General features: G+C 33.9%; 16 protein-coding genes. 14 read left to right on the top strand and 2 right to left on the bottom strand.

What is annotated here, in order from left to right; translation table 11 throughout:
• Window positions 1-2 precede the first annotated feature (2 nt).
• The 13 genes from J2Y38_RS07590 (at window position 3) to J2Y38_RS07650 (ending at window position 10,426) form a co-directional block, all read left to right on the top strand.
• Window positions 3-1,022 (top strand): saccharopine dehydrogenase NADP-binding domain-containing protein, encoded by a 1,020-nt coding sequence (locus J2Y38_RS07590; RefSeq protein ID WP_309841002.1) that lies wholly within the window; start codon window positions 3-5, stop codon window positions 1,020-1,022.
• Between the two features lie 146 nt (window positions 1,023-1,168).
• Window positions 1,169-1,621 (top strand): carboxymuconolactone decarboxylase family protein, encoded by a 453-nt coding sequence (locus J2Y38_RS07595; RefSeq protein WP_309841003.1) that lies wholly within the window; start codon window positions 1,169-1,171, stop codon window positions 1,619-1,621.
• A gap of 47 nt (window positions 1,622-1,668) precedes the next feature.
• The gene (locus tag J2Y38_RS07600) at window positions 1,669-2,016 is read left to right on the top strand and encodes a YciI family protein (RefSeq protein WP_309841004.1); all 348 of its coding nucleotides are present in this window, start codon (window positions 1,669-1,671) and stop codon (window positions 2,014-2,016) included.
• Between the two features lie 45 nt (window positions 2,017-2,061).
• Window positions 2,062-3,294, top strand: a complete 1,233-nt coding sequence (locus J2Y38_RS07605; protein ID WP_309841005.1) for a DUF6596 domain-containing protein — start codon at window positions 2,062-2,064, stop codon at window positions 3,292-3,294.
• A 125-nt stretch (window positions 3,295-3,419) separates the two neighbouring features.
• On the top strand, window positions 3,420-3,857 hold the full coding sequence (locus tag J2Y38_RS07610; RefSeq protein WP_053473514.1) for a thioesterase family protein: 438 nt from the start codon (window positions 3,420-3,422) through the stop codon (window positions 3,855-3,857).
• 12 nt (window positions 3,858-3,869) lie between these two features.
• Entirely contained in the window at window positions 3,870-4,268 is a 399-nt protein-coding gene (locus tag J2Y38_RS07615) for a hypothetical protein (RefSeq protein WP_309841007.1), read from the top strand.
• Window positions 4,269-4,287: 19 nt separating this feature from the next.
• A complete protein-coding gene (locus J2Y38_RS07620) occupies window positions 4,288-5,124 on the top strand; it encodes a mechanosensitive ion channel family protein (RefSeq protein WP_309841009.1) in 837 nt (278 codons plus the stop codon).
• A 106-nt stretch (window positions 5,125-5,230) separates the two neighbouring features.
• Window positions 5,231-6,220: an alpha/beta hydrolase gene (locus tag J2Y38_RS07625; RefSeq protein ID WP_309841011.1), complete on the top strand. Its 990-nt coding sequence runs from the start codon at window positions 5,231-5,233 to the stop codon at window positions 6,218-6,220.
• 156 nt (window positions 6,221-6,376) lie between these two features.
• Complete coding sequence (locus J2Y38_RS07630) at window positions 6,377-6,766, top strand: DUF1398 domain-containing protein (protein WP_256634196.1); 390 nt, start codon at window positions 6,377-6,379, stop codon at window positions 6,764-6,766.
• Between the two features lie 13 nt (window positions 6,767-6,779).
• Entirely contained in the window at window positions 6,780-7,631 is an 852-nt protein-coding gene (locus J2Y38_RS07635; protein ID WP_309841015.1) for a ThuA domain-containing protein, read from the top strand.
• Window positions 7,632-7,642: 11 nt separating this feature from the next.
• Window positions 7,643-8,494 (top strand): sulfurtransferase, encoded by an 852-nt coding sequence (locus J2Y38_RS07640; protein ID WP_309841017.1) that lies wholly within the window; start codon window positions 7,643-7,645, stop codon window positions 8,492-8,494.
• Window positions 8,495-8,680: 186 nt separating this feature from the next.
• Complete coding sequence (locus J2Y38_RS07645; RefSeq protein WP_309841019.1) at window positions 8,681-9,922, top strand: ATP-binding cassette domain-containing protein; 1,242 nt, start codon at window positions 8,681-8,683, stop codon at window positions 9,920-9,922.
• Window positions 9,923-9,943: 21 nt separating this feature from the next.
• On the top strand, window positions 9,944-10,426 hold the full coding sequence (locus J2Y38_RS07650; RefSeq protein ID WP_309841021.1) for a hypothetical protein: 483 nt from the start codon (window positions 9,944-9,946) through the stop codon (window positions 10,424-10,426).
• 160 nt (window positions 10,427-10,586) lie between these two features.
• On the opposite strand, the gene J2Y38_RS07655 is transcribed toward J2Y38_RS07650, so the two are convergent.
• Together J2Y38_RS07655 and J2Y38_RS07660 are read right to left on the bottom strand one after the other, a co-directional pair.
• On the bottom strand, window positions 10,587-11,633 hold the full coding sequence (locus tag J2Y38_RS07655; protein WP_309841022.1) for an RluA family pseudouridine synthase: 1,047 nt from the start codon (window positions 11,631-11,633) through the stop codon (window positions 10,587-10,589).
• Window positions 11,623-12,243, bottom strand: coding sequence for a PASTA domain-containing protein (locus J2Y38_RS07660; protein WP_053473522.1), 621 nt, complete (start codon window positions 12,241-12,243; stop codon window positions 11,623-11,625). Before J2Y38_RS07660 ends, J2Y38_RS07655 begins: the two co-directional genes overlap by 11 nt.
• 249 nt (window positions 12,244-12,492) lie before the next feature.
• Here J2Y38_RS07660 and J2Y38_RS07665 point away from each other — a divergent pair, with 249 nt between their 5' ends.
• Window positions 12,493-13,464, top strand: coding sequence for a D-alanine--D-alanine ligase (locus J2Y38_RS07665; RefSeq protein ID WP_309841026.1), 972 nt, complete (start codon window positions 12,493-12,495; stop codon window positions 13,462-13,464).
• The last annotated feature ends 102 nt before the right edge of the window (window positions 13,465-13,566 follow it).

Here is a 13,566-nt window from a genome sequence, read left to right on the forward strand (position 1 = left end):
ACATGAAAAATAGCATTGCAATTTATGGCGCTTACGGACACACGGGAAAATTTATTGTCGCTGAACTTTCCCGAAAAGGATATCAACTAATTCTTTCCGGAAGAGATGAAGAAAAGCTCCAGCAATTAAAAAAACAATATCCAAATTCGACAATAAAAGCCGCAGATATTAGTGATCCAGCAAGTTTAGACAATGCTTTTTCTGGATCTGAAATTATTATAAACTGTGCAGGTCCATTTTTAGATACTGCAGAGCCTATTATTGAATCTGCTTTAAGATTAGGCATTCATTATATTGATTTAAGTGCCGAGCAAAAAGCGGTTTTAGATGTATTTGAAAATTATGCTGAAAAAGCCAAAGGCAAGATTTTAATAATTCCTGCCGTTGCATTCTATGGTGGTTTGGGCGATTTATTGAGCACAGCAATAACTCACGACTGGGGCAAAATTGACGAAATAAACATTTATATTGGTCTGGATTCCTGGTATCCTACAAAAGGAACCAGATTAACAGGCGATAGAAATCACTATACTCGATTAACATTAAAAAACAATCAATTACAAGAACTGGAACCAAGTGTTCCAATTGACTGGAATTTCCAAAACCCAATTGGAATTAAACAAGTTGTAAGTCTTCCTCTCTCTGAAATTATTACCATTTCACGTCATTTAAATGTAAATACAATCAATACTTATTTGAGTCAAAATTCTTTAGACGATCTTAGAAATAAAGATACGCCAGAACCGGAAGCCATTGATGAAAAGAATAGATCATCGCAGCATTTCTCTTTAGAAGTTGTCGCCGTAAAAGATAATATCAAAAGAAAAATTACGGCACAAGGACAAGATATTTATGCCGTAACTTCACCTTTGGTTGTAGAAACGGTAAACAGAATACTATCCGATAAAACAGCAAAAACTGGTGTTACCGTTATTGGAGAAATTTTTGACGCAGCAGATTTTTTAAAGTCTTTAAATGAAGATGACATAACAATTTCGGCTATAGAAGAATCTCATTTATAATTTTTCATTAAAAAAAGTATCCGTAAAGTCCTGTAAACACAAGGGTTTTTAATTATTTTCAAATTTATTTCAAATAAAATAAAATATTTTGTCCAATTCCGAAAGTTCGATTGTTATTAGAGTATAACATTAAAACTTTATACAAAATGGAAACAAGAATTAACATTCACGAAAAAGGACAAGACGCTTTAAAAACACTTTACGGAATTGGCGGCTATTTAAAAAAATCATCTTTAGAATCAGCTCTTTTAGAATTAGTTTTATTTAGGGTTTCACAAATCAACAGTTGTGCCTATTGCTTAGATATGCATTATAAAGATGCACGCCATAAAGGAGAAACAGAACAACGTTTATACGGATTAAGTGCATGGAGAGAAACTTCATATTACACAAATCGCGAAAGAGCTGCATTTGCATGGGCAGAGGCTGTAACAAAATGTGATGTACCAGATTCAGTTTATAAAGAAGCTGCAAGCGAATTTTCTGAGCAGGAATTAATTGATTTAACTTTGGCAATTACAAATATTAACACTTGGAACCGTATCAACCTTGCATTTCCTAACGAACCGGGAACTTACAAAGTTGGACAATTCGGTTAATCAAAATAATTATCACATCAAAACATTGACATTAAAAAAATAATATCATGAACGAGTTTATATTAATATTCAGAAGAGATTATATTACTAAAGAAACGCAGCCTTCTCCACAGGAATTGCAGGATTCACTTAAACTTTGGCAGGATTGGCTGGGCGGAATCGCTGCTCAGGACAAGTTAGCAAAACCTTTACAGCGCTGGGATGGTGAAGGCAAAATTGTAAAATCGAACAAAAGCGTAATCAACGGGCCTTATGCCGAAATTAAAGAAGCAATTGGCGGTTTGATTATAATAAAAGCGACAGATTATGACGAAGCTGTAAGTATTGCAAACGGATGTCCGATTTTAGAATTGGGCGGAAATGTAGAAATTAGAATGGCCGTAACCGGAGCATAATTATAAAAAAAAACTTCTTATTCTTTTAAAAAGGAATTTTATAAAATGGAAGAAAGTCAGCTTTTACCCAATTTATTTAGAACAGAGTACCGAAAAATAGTTTCGGTACTCTGTTATTTATTCGGAATTGAAAATATCGAAATTGCCGAAGATATTACCAGTGATACTTTTCTTGCCGCAACAGAATTATGGAGCGTAAAAGGAATTCCCGAAAACCCAACGGCGTGGCTTTATACTGTTGCTAAAAACAAAACAAAAAATTACTTAAAACGCGATACGCTATTTGAACAAAAAATTGCGGTCGAAGTAAAACACAATGCCAATAAAGCTGAAGAAATTGAAATTGATTTATCCAATAAAAACATTTTCGACAGTCAGTTAGCCATGATTTTTACAGTTTGCGATCCTATAAATTCTGCCGAAGCACAAATTGCATTAGCACTAAATCTGTTATGCGGATTTGGAATTCAGGAAATTGCAGACGGTTTTTTAAACAATAAAGAAGTGATTTACAAAAGAATTAATCGTGCCAAAGAAAAACTAAAAGAAGCCAATGTAAAAATTGAGCAGCCCAGCAATTCTGAAATAAACAACAGACTTGAAAATGTCTTAACAACGCTGTATTTATTATTTTCAGAGGGTTATTATTCGACTTCTCAAAATACAATTTTACGAAAAGACGTTTGTGCCGAAGCGATGCGATTGACTTTTTTATTAATCGAAAATCCGGCAACAAACCTGCCGCCTGTAAACGCCTTGCTTTCCTTAATGTGTTTTCATTCTTCAAGATTTGATGCCAGAACAAACAGCGACGGAGAAACGATTTTATATCAAAATCAGGATGAAACACTCTGGAATCAGGAACTTATTGAAAAAGGCACTTATTTTCTTGGTAAAGCATCAACCGGAAACACACTTACGAAATACCATCTTGAAGCCGGAATCGCATATTGGCACACACAAAAAGAAGATTCTGCCCAGAAATGGGAAAACATATTACAGCTTTACAACCAGTTATTAATTCTCGAATATTCTCCAATTGCAGCGCTCAACCGCACATTTGCTTTAGCAAAAACAAACAGAAAGCAAATCGCCATTATTGAAGCAGAAAAATTACAATTGACTGATAATCATTTTTATTACTCTTTATTAGGAAACTTATATACTGATCTTGACAATAAAAAAGCACTCGAACATTTCGAAAAAGCTTTGCTGCTTGCCAATTCTGTTTCAGATAAAAACATCATAAAACAAAACATCGGTAAACTGAAAATATAGTTTAATCCTGATTTTACTTTCTCAGTTCCATTCAGTTTTTATTTGTAATTTAGATTTTTTAAAATGTATGTTCTAAAAACAATTTTGAACAGCATTTAGAAAATTATTAAAATACAAATACAAAAATGGCTTCATTTATTAAGGAAATCTCTTTTCGCTGGTCAGATCTTGACCCAAATTTTCACGTTCGTCACAGTGCTTATTACGATTTTGGTGCACAGCATCGTATTGAAATTCTCGAAGAACTTGGTTTGACATTAAGAGTAATGCAAACGCAGGGTTTTGGTCCCGTTTTATTTAGGGAAGAATGTGTTTTTAGAAAAGAATTAAAACTTTCAGACAAAATATTTATTCATACCAAAACATCAAAAATGAAAGCCGATGCTTCGCGCTGGTCTATCATTCACGAATTTAGACGAGAAGATGATACACTTTGTGCAACCATCACAGTCGACGGTGCATGGATGGATACCAAACTTAGAAAACTGGCTTCTCCAACTCCCGAAATTGCAATTCAGGCTTTAAGCATTTTCCCGAAAAGTGATGATTTTGTTGGATTGTAAAATACAAAACAAATGAAATATTCTATAGCGTTTTTATTTTTTCTTACTGTTTTTACAAGTTGTGAATCCCATAAATCAAAAAAGGAAATCGCAACTCCAAAAGAAACTGTTACGGCCTATTTAGCAGCAACAAATCATTTTGATTTTAAGGCTGCAAAAGAATTCGTGATTCTTAATAAGGGCAATTTAATGAATTTAGAAACCCTTAAAAAAATGGAAAAAAGCATTCCGGATGATCAAAAAGTCCGTTTTTTGGACAAAGAAAAAGACGCTCAATATTTCGAAAAAGAAATTACAGATTCGACTGCCCGGATAGTTGTTTCTCCAAATCAGGATATTGTTATGCCAATAGAATTTAACCTGAAAAAAGTAAACGGAAAATGGTTAATCGAATCTGTAATTTCACATTAATACAAAAATTCTCAAAGCTATGATCGATTATTTAAAAGACTTTAGAATAGGAATTTTTATTGCTATTATAGCCATTACAACGGTAGTTTTAGGTTCCATAACAGAAAAAGTGCTTCGTTATTTTTTATATCGAAAATCAAGCGATAAAGAATATGACCCTACCGGATTAAAATTCTTAAAACATTTTATTATAACCGTAATTTATATTTTAGGATTTGCTTTTGCCTTAATTCAAATTCCGGAATTTAAAATAATTGGACATTCCTTTTTAGCCGGGGCCGGAGTTATTTCGCTGGTCGCAGGTTTAGCTTCGCAACAAGCTTTGAGCAATATTGTAAGCGGAATATTTCTGGTGATTTTTAAACCTTTCAGAATCAACGATAAAATTACAATCAATAATTTTGTCGGTACAGTTGAAGACATCAATTTGAGGCAAGTTGTTTTAAAAGATGCCGAAAATAACAGAATTATAATTCCAAACTCTGTTATCAGCAATCAGATTATTGTTAATACTAATATGCACGATACCAAATGCTGTAAAATAATCGAAATAGGAATTGGATACGAATCAAATGTTGAAAAAGCATTAGAAATGATGCAGGATGAAATTGCCAAACATCCACTTTTTATTGACACCAGAACTGCCGAAAATAAAAAACAAAAAACGCCTTTGGTCGTAGCAAGAGTTGTGGCTTTGGCCGATTCAAGCGTAACATTAAAAGCCTGGGCTTGGGCAAAAAACTCTACAGACGGTTTTGTAATGTATTGCGATTTACTGCAAAGTATTAAGAAACGTTTTGACGAAGCTGGGATTGATATTCCTTATCCGCAAAGGGTTATAACGCTAAAAAAATAATCTAAAAACCTATTTCTTCTCTTTTTTCTGATAATTTTAAGACTTTAATTTTTGCTTTTCAAAATGCATAGCGGTAAATTTATAATTCTTAATAAAATGCATCAGAATGAAAATTATAAAACTCATCATATTAGTATTACCCTTATTTTGTTTTTCGCAAGAAGAAAAAATAAAGCCGTTAGATATCAATTTAAGTAATTATGAATATCCGTTTCCAGTTCAGTTTTTAGAATTGAATAATCAGCGCCAAAATTTAAAAATGGCGTATATGGATATTAAACCAGACAACTACAATAACAAAAACATTGTTTTACTTCATGGAAAAAATTTCAACGGAGCTTATTGGGAAACCACAATAAAAGCTTTAACTGCAGCAGGTTTTCGCGTAATTGTTCCGGATCAAATTGGTTTTGGCAAATCATCAAAACCAGATAATTTTCAATATACTTTTCAGCAATTAGCAGAGAATACAAAAAAATTACTCGATCATTTGGGAATCACAAAAACTACCATTTTAGGACATTCTATGGGCGGAATGTTAGCCACAAGATTTACGCTAATGTATCCTGAAACTGCCGAAAAATTAGTTCTCGAAAACCCAATTGGTTTAGAAGACTGGAAACTTGTCGTTCCTTACAAGCCCGTCGATTGGTGGTTTGAATCGGAATTAAAACAAAATTATCAGGCCATCAAAAAATACCAAATGGAAAATTATTATGACGGAAAATGGAATCCCGATTATCAAAAATGGGCCGAACTTTCTGCCGGCTGGACTTCTGCTCCAGATTATAATAAAGCAGCATGGAACTCTGCTTTAATGTACGATATGATTTTTACACAGCCTGTTTTATACGAATTCAAAAATATCAAAAGTCCAACGCTTTTAATCATCGGAACAAGAGATAAAACCGCAATAGGAAAGACTTTAGTTTCTGAAGAAATTCGAAAAACAATGGGAAATTATGCTGAATTAGGCAAAAAAACTCAAAAAGCAATTCCGAATTCAAAATTGGTTGAAGTTCCCAATACCGGACATTTACCACATATAGAATCTTTCGATCAATTTATAAAACCATTAATCGTATTTTTGAAATAATATATTTTTGGTTTTGCCACGAATTATATTTTTATTCGCCACGAATTTCACTAATTTACACTAATTTTTATTTACATAATACTGAAAAAATAATTCGTGAAAATTCGTGAAATTCGTGGCAGACAACAACTAACTAATAATCTAAAATTAAATAATATGTTTACAATTGACCAAATCAAAGAAGCACATGCTAAAGTAAAAAGCGGTGCCGATTTTCCAAATTATATACAAGACTTAATCATTTTGGGCGTAAAAGGTTACGACACTTTCGTGAATGACGGACACGTTGAATATTACGGTGTAAATGGTTATTCTGTTACATCTGATGAAAAATACAATCCAATTTCGATTGCCGTAAGTGTAAACAAAGAGCTTTTTATCGAGTTTTTGGTAAAACACCAGCAAGGAGAAACAGATTACCTTACTTTTTGTAATCATGCCGGACAATGTGGAATTGCAAAATGGAGAGTTGATATTATCGAAATGACCTGCACTTATTTTGACAGCGCAGAAAACGAAATTTTAATTGAAAAAATTCCAGGTTAATCCAAAAAAATCGATGGCAAATTTAAATCCAATTTATTCGCTGACTAAAAAAGCTGTTTTAGTATTGCTTTTTTTAGCAAGTTTCGCAGGTTTTTCTCAGCATAAAAAAGAAAAATCAAAGTTTAAAGTAATTGCTTTTTACACAGCAAAAAATGATCAGGCACACATAAGTTTTGTGCATGAAGCCAACAAATGGTTCCCAAAAGCAGCCGAAGAAAATCATTTTGTTTATGATTCTACAGATAACTGGAACAATTTAAACGCAAAATTTTTAGCCAATTATCAGGTAGTTTTATTTTTAGATACAAGACCCGAAACTCAAGAACAGCGTGAAGCTTTTCAAAAATACATGGAAAACGGCGGCGGTTTCATGGGATTTCATTTTTCGGCCTTTGCTTTAAACAATTCAAGTTATCCTCAAAATTGGGATTGGTATCATAATACGTTTTTAGGTTCTGGAGAATACGGAAGTAATACATGGCGCCCGACATCGGCAGTTTTAAGGGTTGAAAATCAGCATCCGGCAGTCAAAAATCTGCCTAAAACTTTTAGTTCTGCACCAAACGAATGGTACAGATGGAGCAACGATCTTAGAAAAAATCCGGATATAAAAATCCTTTTGGCAATTGACGAAAGTAGTTTTCCTTTAGGAACCGGACCAAAAGCACATGAAATTTGGCATGAAGGTTATTACCCTGTAGTTTGGACAAACAAAAACTACAAAATGCTGTATGTCAATATGGGACACAATGATATTGATTACGAAGGTAAAACCAACAAAACGCTTTCGTACACTTTTGAAAATAAAAACGAAAGCAAGTTCATTCTTGATGCATTGCTTTGGTTAGGAACTTCTAAAAAATAAATGCAATAAAAATGTCTAAACTTTCTCCCATCATAAACGCTGAAGAATTAGTAAAACTTAATTCCTCAGAAATCATTTTAATCGATGCCAGAGCAGGAATTAATGTCGAGGAAAATTACAAAGCAAAACATTTAAAAGGCGCTCGTTATGTTGATTTAAACAAAGATTTAGCAACAGTCGACTGCAATCCGAAAAATGGCGGAAGACATCCTCTGCCTTCCTTTTCAAAGTTTTCTGAAGTGCTTTCAAAACTCGGAATTTCACCTTCGTCTCATGTTGTAATTTATGATGATAAAAATGGTTCAAATGCAGCCGCGAGATTTTGGTGGATGCTAAAAGCTGCAAATCATGAAAAAGTTCAGGTTTTAAATGGAGGTTTACAAGAAGCTGTAAAAGCTGGTTTTCCTGTTAGTTCAGAAATCGAAAATTTTGATAAAACAGGAAATTACCCAATTTCAGAATGGAATTTAAAAACGGCTGCTATTGAAGAAGTCGAAAAAGCCCGAAACAACAACGAAAATATCGTAATCGACGTAAGAGATAAAAATCGTTTTGACGGACTTACAGAACCTTTAGATTTAATTGCCGGACATATTCCGGGAGCTGTAAATGTTCCGTTTAGTGAAAATCTGGACGAAAACGGTCTTTTCAAATCTCCTGAAGTTTTAGCTGAAAAATATCAAGAAGTTTTAAATAATAAATCATCAGAAAATGTAATTGTACATTGCGGTTCGGGCGTTACGGCTTGTCATACTTTATTAGCTTTGGATTATGCCGGAATAGAAATTCCAAAACTTTACGTAGGTTCCTGGAGCGAATGGTCAAGAAATGATCGCGAAATGGCAACGAAAGAAACAAAATAATCTCTTTTTTAAACACATAGAAACATAGATTTTTATTGTGTTTAAAAGAGTATAAAAAAGAAGCATACTTCTAACACATAGCGTACTATGTTTATTAATGCAAGTGAAACGCCTTTATTTAAGTTTCAAAAGCTATGCTACTATGTGTTAAAATGCAGACAACAGTTTAAAAATAGAAAATAAAAAATGCAGCATTGGGATATACTTTTATCTAATCAGGTAAATAAAAAAGCATTCATAGACAGTTTACTTAATGGAGAAGCAAAAGGAGAATTAGCCGTTTTTAATACTCAAAAAGGGATTTTATTCTCAGACATTGCAATTGAAAAATTCATCGAAAAAGAATACCAATACGACAGCGTAGAAGCATCTCCTGAATCACACAGACAATTACGCACCTTTTCATCAGGCGAACGTAAAAAAGAGTTTTTAAAATACTGCATCAATCAAAAACCGGATTTTATCATTTTCGACAATCCGTTTGATCATTTAGATCAGGCTTCGAGAGTAATTTTAGCAGATTCATTAAAAGATCTGACTAATGAAATCGCTATTATTCAGCTCTTAAATCGTGTGGTTGATGTTCTTGAATTTGTTCCGAATAAAGCACAGATCAACGACAATACTTTTGAATTACACCCCATTTCAAAAACCGAACATCATTTTAAAACCTTAAATACATCTGCAATTCCAAAAGCGATTGAGCCGCATTCCTTCCACGAAAGTGTATTAATAAAATTGGAGAATGTTTCAGTTAGTTATGAGGAAAGAAAAATTCTCGACAACATTTCATGGACTATTAAACAAGGCGAATTCTGGCAGTTAATCGGTCCAAACGGTTCCGGAAAAAGCACGATTTTATCTTTAATTACAGGCGATAATCCAAAAGGATTTGGTCAGGATTTATATTTATTCGGAAGAAAAAAAGGAAGCGGAGAAAGCGTTTGGGACATCAAAAAACAAATCGGAATCTTCGCAACTTCCATGACCGATTTATTTCAAAAAGGGCACACTTTGGAAGAAATGATTCTTTCCGGTTTTTTCGATTCCATCGGTCTCTATATTGAGCCAACAACGCATCAAAAACAAATTGTTTCGCAATGGCTGGAAGTTATTGAAATGACGCATTTAAGAAAAAAACGTTTCATTGATCTTTCTATTGGTCAGCAAAGAGTAGCGTTGATTGTTCGTGCCGTTTTAAAACATCCGCCTTTATTAATTTTAGACGAACCTGTAGAAGGTCTGGACGACGAAAATGTAGATTTGGTAATTCAGCTTATCAACACCATAAAACAAGAAACAAACGTTACAATTCTATACGTTTCTCACCGAATCGAACAAGGTCTTGCCCCTACTTCTGTTTTCGAACTTATACCAAATCCAACAGGATCAATTGGTAAAATAAAATATCATTCGGAGTTGAGTTAAAGAAATATAAAAATCGGCAGAATGCGGAAATACAGTATTAAACAGAATGGAAATAACGAAATAATTGTTTCATTTGATTTAAACAAATCATCCTTAATTTTTCCAGTGCTTTTTACTAGTTCTATAGCCATTATAGTTCTTACGCAAATAGATATTCAAACTTTACAAAGTCAATGGCTGTCATTGTCCGTTAGCTGGTTAGTTATTGGTTGCATTGTATTTAAGGATTATTTTGAGTGGTACAAAAACAGAAATCACATAATTACCATAAAAGAGGAAAATTTATATATCAACAATAAGTTTCGCTGTCATCTTTATAAACTAAAATCAGTAAATATTTGCTATATAAATTCGTATAATTTAGGCTGGATGGTTTATCTTGACATATTTCCCGATTCATCTCATGATTATACCATTAAACAAAGATTACACGAAAAGGAAGCACATGAAATTGCAAGCACTATTTCATTGTTTTTAAACAGAAATATTAAAATTGAATCATAAAAAAACTCCACAAAGGAGCGTCTCCGCAACGAATATCCACAATACGTTAGACGCACTGCAGTGCGCCTCTACAGAAAATTGGAACGATAATAAAATTATGGTAAAACAAAAAGCTCCCAAAAGGAGCTTTTTATTTATTTCAGTTAAAGAAATTATCTAATTAATTCTCTTCATCTTCAGTATTATGCGATTTCACGTAAGTACGCCATTTTTCAATACAATCCTGAAAATCCTGCGGTAACTCGGTATCAAAACGCATCATTTCTCCAGTATTTGGATGAACAAAACCAAGCGTTTTAGCATGCAGCGCCTGACGCGGTAATGCTTTAAAACAATTCTCAATAAACTGTTTGTATTTTGTAAACGTAGTTCCTTTTAAAATCAAATGTCCGCCGTAACGTTCGTCATTAAATAACGGATGTCCGATATGCTTCATGTGCGCACGAATCTGGTGCGTTCTTCCGGTTTCCAGTTTGCAGGAAATCAAAGTAACATAACCAAAACGTTCTAAAACTTTATAATGCGTAATTGCCGGTTTACCAATTTCAGGATCAGCAAAAACAGCCATTTGCATGCGGTCTTTTAAATGTCTCGCAAGGTTTCCTTCAATTGTTCCGCTTTCTGCCGCAACATTTCCCCAAACAAGGGCGATGTATTCACGTTCTGTAGTTTTAGCTTCAAATTGTTTTGCCAAATGCGTCATTGCCACCTCTGTTTTGGCAACAACCAAAAGTCCGGATGTGTCTTTATCAATCCTATGCACCAAACCAGGACGTTCACTGCTGTTCATTGGCAGATTATCAAAATGATGAGCCAAAGCATTTACCAAAGTTCCGGTGTAATTTCCATGACCCGGATGCACGACCATTCCCGGCTCTTTATTGATTAATAAAAAGGCATCATCTTCATATACAATATTAATCGGAAGATCTTCCGGCAGAATATGGTTTTCATACGGCGGATGCGATAACATAACCGTAATCACATCAAAAGGTTTTACTTTATAGTTTGATTTTACCGGAATGTCATTTACAAAAATATTTCCGTCAGATGCTGCGTTCTGAATTTTGTTACGCGTAGCATTCTGAATCAAATTCAGCAAATATTTGTCAATACGTAAAAACGCCTGACCTTTTGGTACTTCAAATCTGTAATGTTCGAATAATTCGTCTTCCAGATCTAAATTTTCTTCAATATTATTGTTCATCTTTTGGGGTTTCTTCAGGCACTGCTGTACTATCTGCTGCCTGACTATCATCTACATAACTCGCTTTTCCGTCACCTAAAACCAAATCAATTTTAGACGCTTTCAACACACGGTCTCCTACTTTTAAATTTCTGCCTTTTAAACGCATTTCCAAAACCATATCTTTTCCAAGATTTGGAATATAAGTAATCGTTCCTGGCTCAAGTCCTAAAGCTTTTAAAGTTGGCACCGCTTCACGATATGTTTTTTCAATTAAATCAGGAATTTTTACAGACGAAAATCCCGAAGAATTAATTTTAATATATATTTTTCTTCCTACTTTAACTTTAGTTCCCGGCAGCGGATCCTGCTCTACAACACTATATTTCGGAAATTCACTTCGGTAATCAACACTATCCAAAAGCACATAATCTAAGTCTAGCTCGTCCAGTTTTTCTTCAACTTGTTCTTCAGTCAGTCTGGCTAAATTAGGAACAGCAATTTCGTGTCCGTGATCAGTTGTAAAAGTCAACCAATGCATAAACAAATAAACCAAAACCGCAACAATAGCAGCCGCACTTAATACCTGCAAGAAAAACACTCGGCTAGTTAAATACTTACGTAAACTCATAAATTTATTTTTAGTTGTCGCAAAGATAAAGTATTTCATTTCAAAAAAAATGATAATTTTGTTTAAAACAATAAACTCCTCAATTAGGCAGATAACCCTAGTGAATGCTGGATGTAGTTGGCACACAGATTTTGCAGATCTAAACAGATTTCAAAAAAATAATTCGTGAAAATTCGTGAAATTCGTGGCAAAAAACCTGAAACCTGAAACAAAGAAAACCTGAAACAAAATATAAAACAAAACATATAAATGAAAAACATTGCCATCATCATGGGCGGATATTCAAGCGAGTACAAAATCTCGCTTATCAGCGGAAACGTTGTTTACCAATATCTTGACAAAACAAAATACAACGGATTCCGAATTCATATCTTCAAAGAAAAATGGGTTTATGTAGACGCAAACGACGCCGAATTCCCAATTGACAGAAACGATTTTTCTGTTACGGTAAATGGAGAAAAAATCACATTTGACTGTGTTTTCAACGCCATTCATGGAACTCCGGGCGAAGATGGATTAATGCAGGCTTATTTTGAATTATTAGGCATTCCGCAATCGTCTTGCGATTATTACCAATCGGCATTGACTTTCAATAAAAGAGATTTATTATCTGTTTTAAAACCATACGGAATCAAAACCGCTATTTCTTATTATCTAAATAAAGGCGACGAAATCAATACAGCAGAAATCGTTAAAAAAGTTGGTCTTCCATGTTTCGTAAAACCAAACAAAGCAGGTTCAAGTTTCGGAATATCAAAAGTAAAAACGGAAGCCGAACTTCCAATCGCAATTGAAGTAGCGTATAAAGAAGACAACGAAATTATCATAGAAAGTTTCCTTGACGGAACAGAAGTTTCTGTGGGCGTAATTAATTATAAAGGAGAAGTTATCGTTTTACCAATTACCGAAATTGTATCTGATAACGATTTCTTCGATTACGAAGCCAAATACGAAGGAAAATCACAAGAAATCACACCAGCCAGAATCTCTGACGAGCTGACAAAAAAAGTGGGAGAAACAGCAAAACGTGCTTACGAAGTTTTAAAAATGAAGGGATTTTCAAGAAGCGAATTCATCATTGTAGACAACGAACCATATATGCTGGAAATGAACACAATTCCGGGTTTAACAACTGAAAGTTTGATTCCGCAGCAAGCAAAAGCAGCCGGAATTTCCCTGGAAGAATTATTTACAAATGCGATCGAACTAGCTTTGGCATAGTTCCTAAGACACTAAGGTTCTGAGATTCTAAGATTTCAGAACCTTATTTTTTAAACACCAAATTGTCAGACTGAGCGAAGTCAAAACCTTTGAACCTTTGTC

The sequence above is a fragment of the Flavobacterium sp. 2755 genome, from assembly GCF_031455715.1.
In the GTDB taxonomy this organism is placed as follows: domain Bacteria; phylum Bacteroidota; class Bacteroidia; order Flavobacteriales; family Flavobacteriaceae; genus Flavobacterium.

Excerpts from the sequence above, each read along its gene's own strand:
- J2Y38_RS07590 (WP_309841002.1), top strand. The coding sequence starts at position 3 with ATGAAAAATAGCATTGCAATTTATGGCGCTTACGGACACACGGGAAAA.
- J2Y38_RS07595 (WP_309841003.1), top strand. The coding sequence starts at position 1,169 with ATGGAAACAAGAATTAACATTCACGAAAAAGGACAAGACGCTTTAAAA.
- J2Y38_RS07600 (WP_309841004.1), top strand. The coding sequence starts at position 1,669 with ATGAACGAGTTTATATTAATATTCAGAAGAGATTATATTACTAAAGAA.
- J2Y38_RS07605 (WP_309841005.1), top strand. The coding sequence starts at position 2,062 with ATGGAAGAAAGTCAGCTTTTACCCAATTTATTTAGAACAGAGTACCGA.
- J2Y38_RS07610 (WP_053473514.1), top strand. The coding sequence starts at position 3,420 with ATGGCTTCATTTATTAAGGAAATCTCTTTTCGCTGGTCAGATCTTGAC.
- J2Y38_RS07615 (WP_309841007.1), top strand. The coding sequence starts at position 3,870 with ATGAAATATTCTATAGCGTTTTTATTTTTTCTTACTGTTTTTACAAGT.
- J2Y38_RS07620 (WP_309841009.1), top strand. The coding sequence starts at position 4,288 with ATGATCGATTATTTAAAAGACTTTAGAATAGGAATTTTTATTGCTATT.
- J2Y38_RS07625 (WP_309841011.1), top strand. The coding sequence starts at position 5,231 with ATGAAAATTATAAAACTCATCATATTAGTATTACCCTTATTTTGTTTT.
- J2Y38_RS07630 (WP_256634196.1), top strand. The coding sequence starts at position 6,377 with ATGTTTACAATTGACCAAATCAAAGAAGCACATGCTAAAGTAAAAAGC.
- J2Y38_RS07635 (WP_309841015.1), top strand. The coding sequence starts at position 6,780 with ATGGCAAATTTAAATCCAATTTATTCGCTGACTAAAAAAGCTGTTTTA.
- J2Y38_RS07640 (WP_309841017.1), top strand. The coding sequence starts at position 7,643 with ATGTCTAAACTTTCTCCCATCATAAACGCTGAAGAATTAGTAAAACTT.
- J2Y38_RS07645 (WP_309841019.1), top strand. The coding sequence starts at position 8,681 with ATGCAGCATTGGGATATACTTTTATCTAATCAGGTAAATAAAAAAGCA.
- J2Y38_RS07650 (WP_309841021.1), top strand. The coding sequence starts at position 9,944 with ATGCGGAAATACAGTATTAAACAGAATGGAAATAACGAAATAATTGTT.
- J2Y38_RS07655 (WP_309841022.1), bottom strand. The coding sequence starts at position 11,633 with ATGAACAATAATATTGAAGAAAATTTAGATCTGGAAGACGAATTATTC.
- J2Y38_RS07660 (WP_053473522.1), bottom strand. The coding sequence starts at position 12,243 with ATGAGTTTACGTAAGTATTTAACTAGCCGAGTGTTTTTCTTGCAGGTA.
- J2Y38_RS07665 (WP_309841026.1), top strand. The coding sequence starts at position 12,493 with ATGAAAAACATTGCCATCATCATGGGCGGATATTCAAGCGAGTACAAA.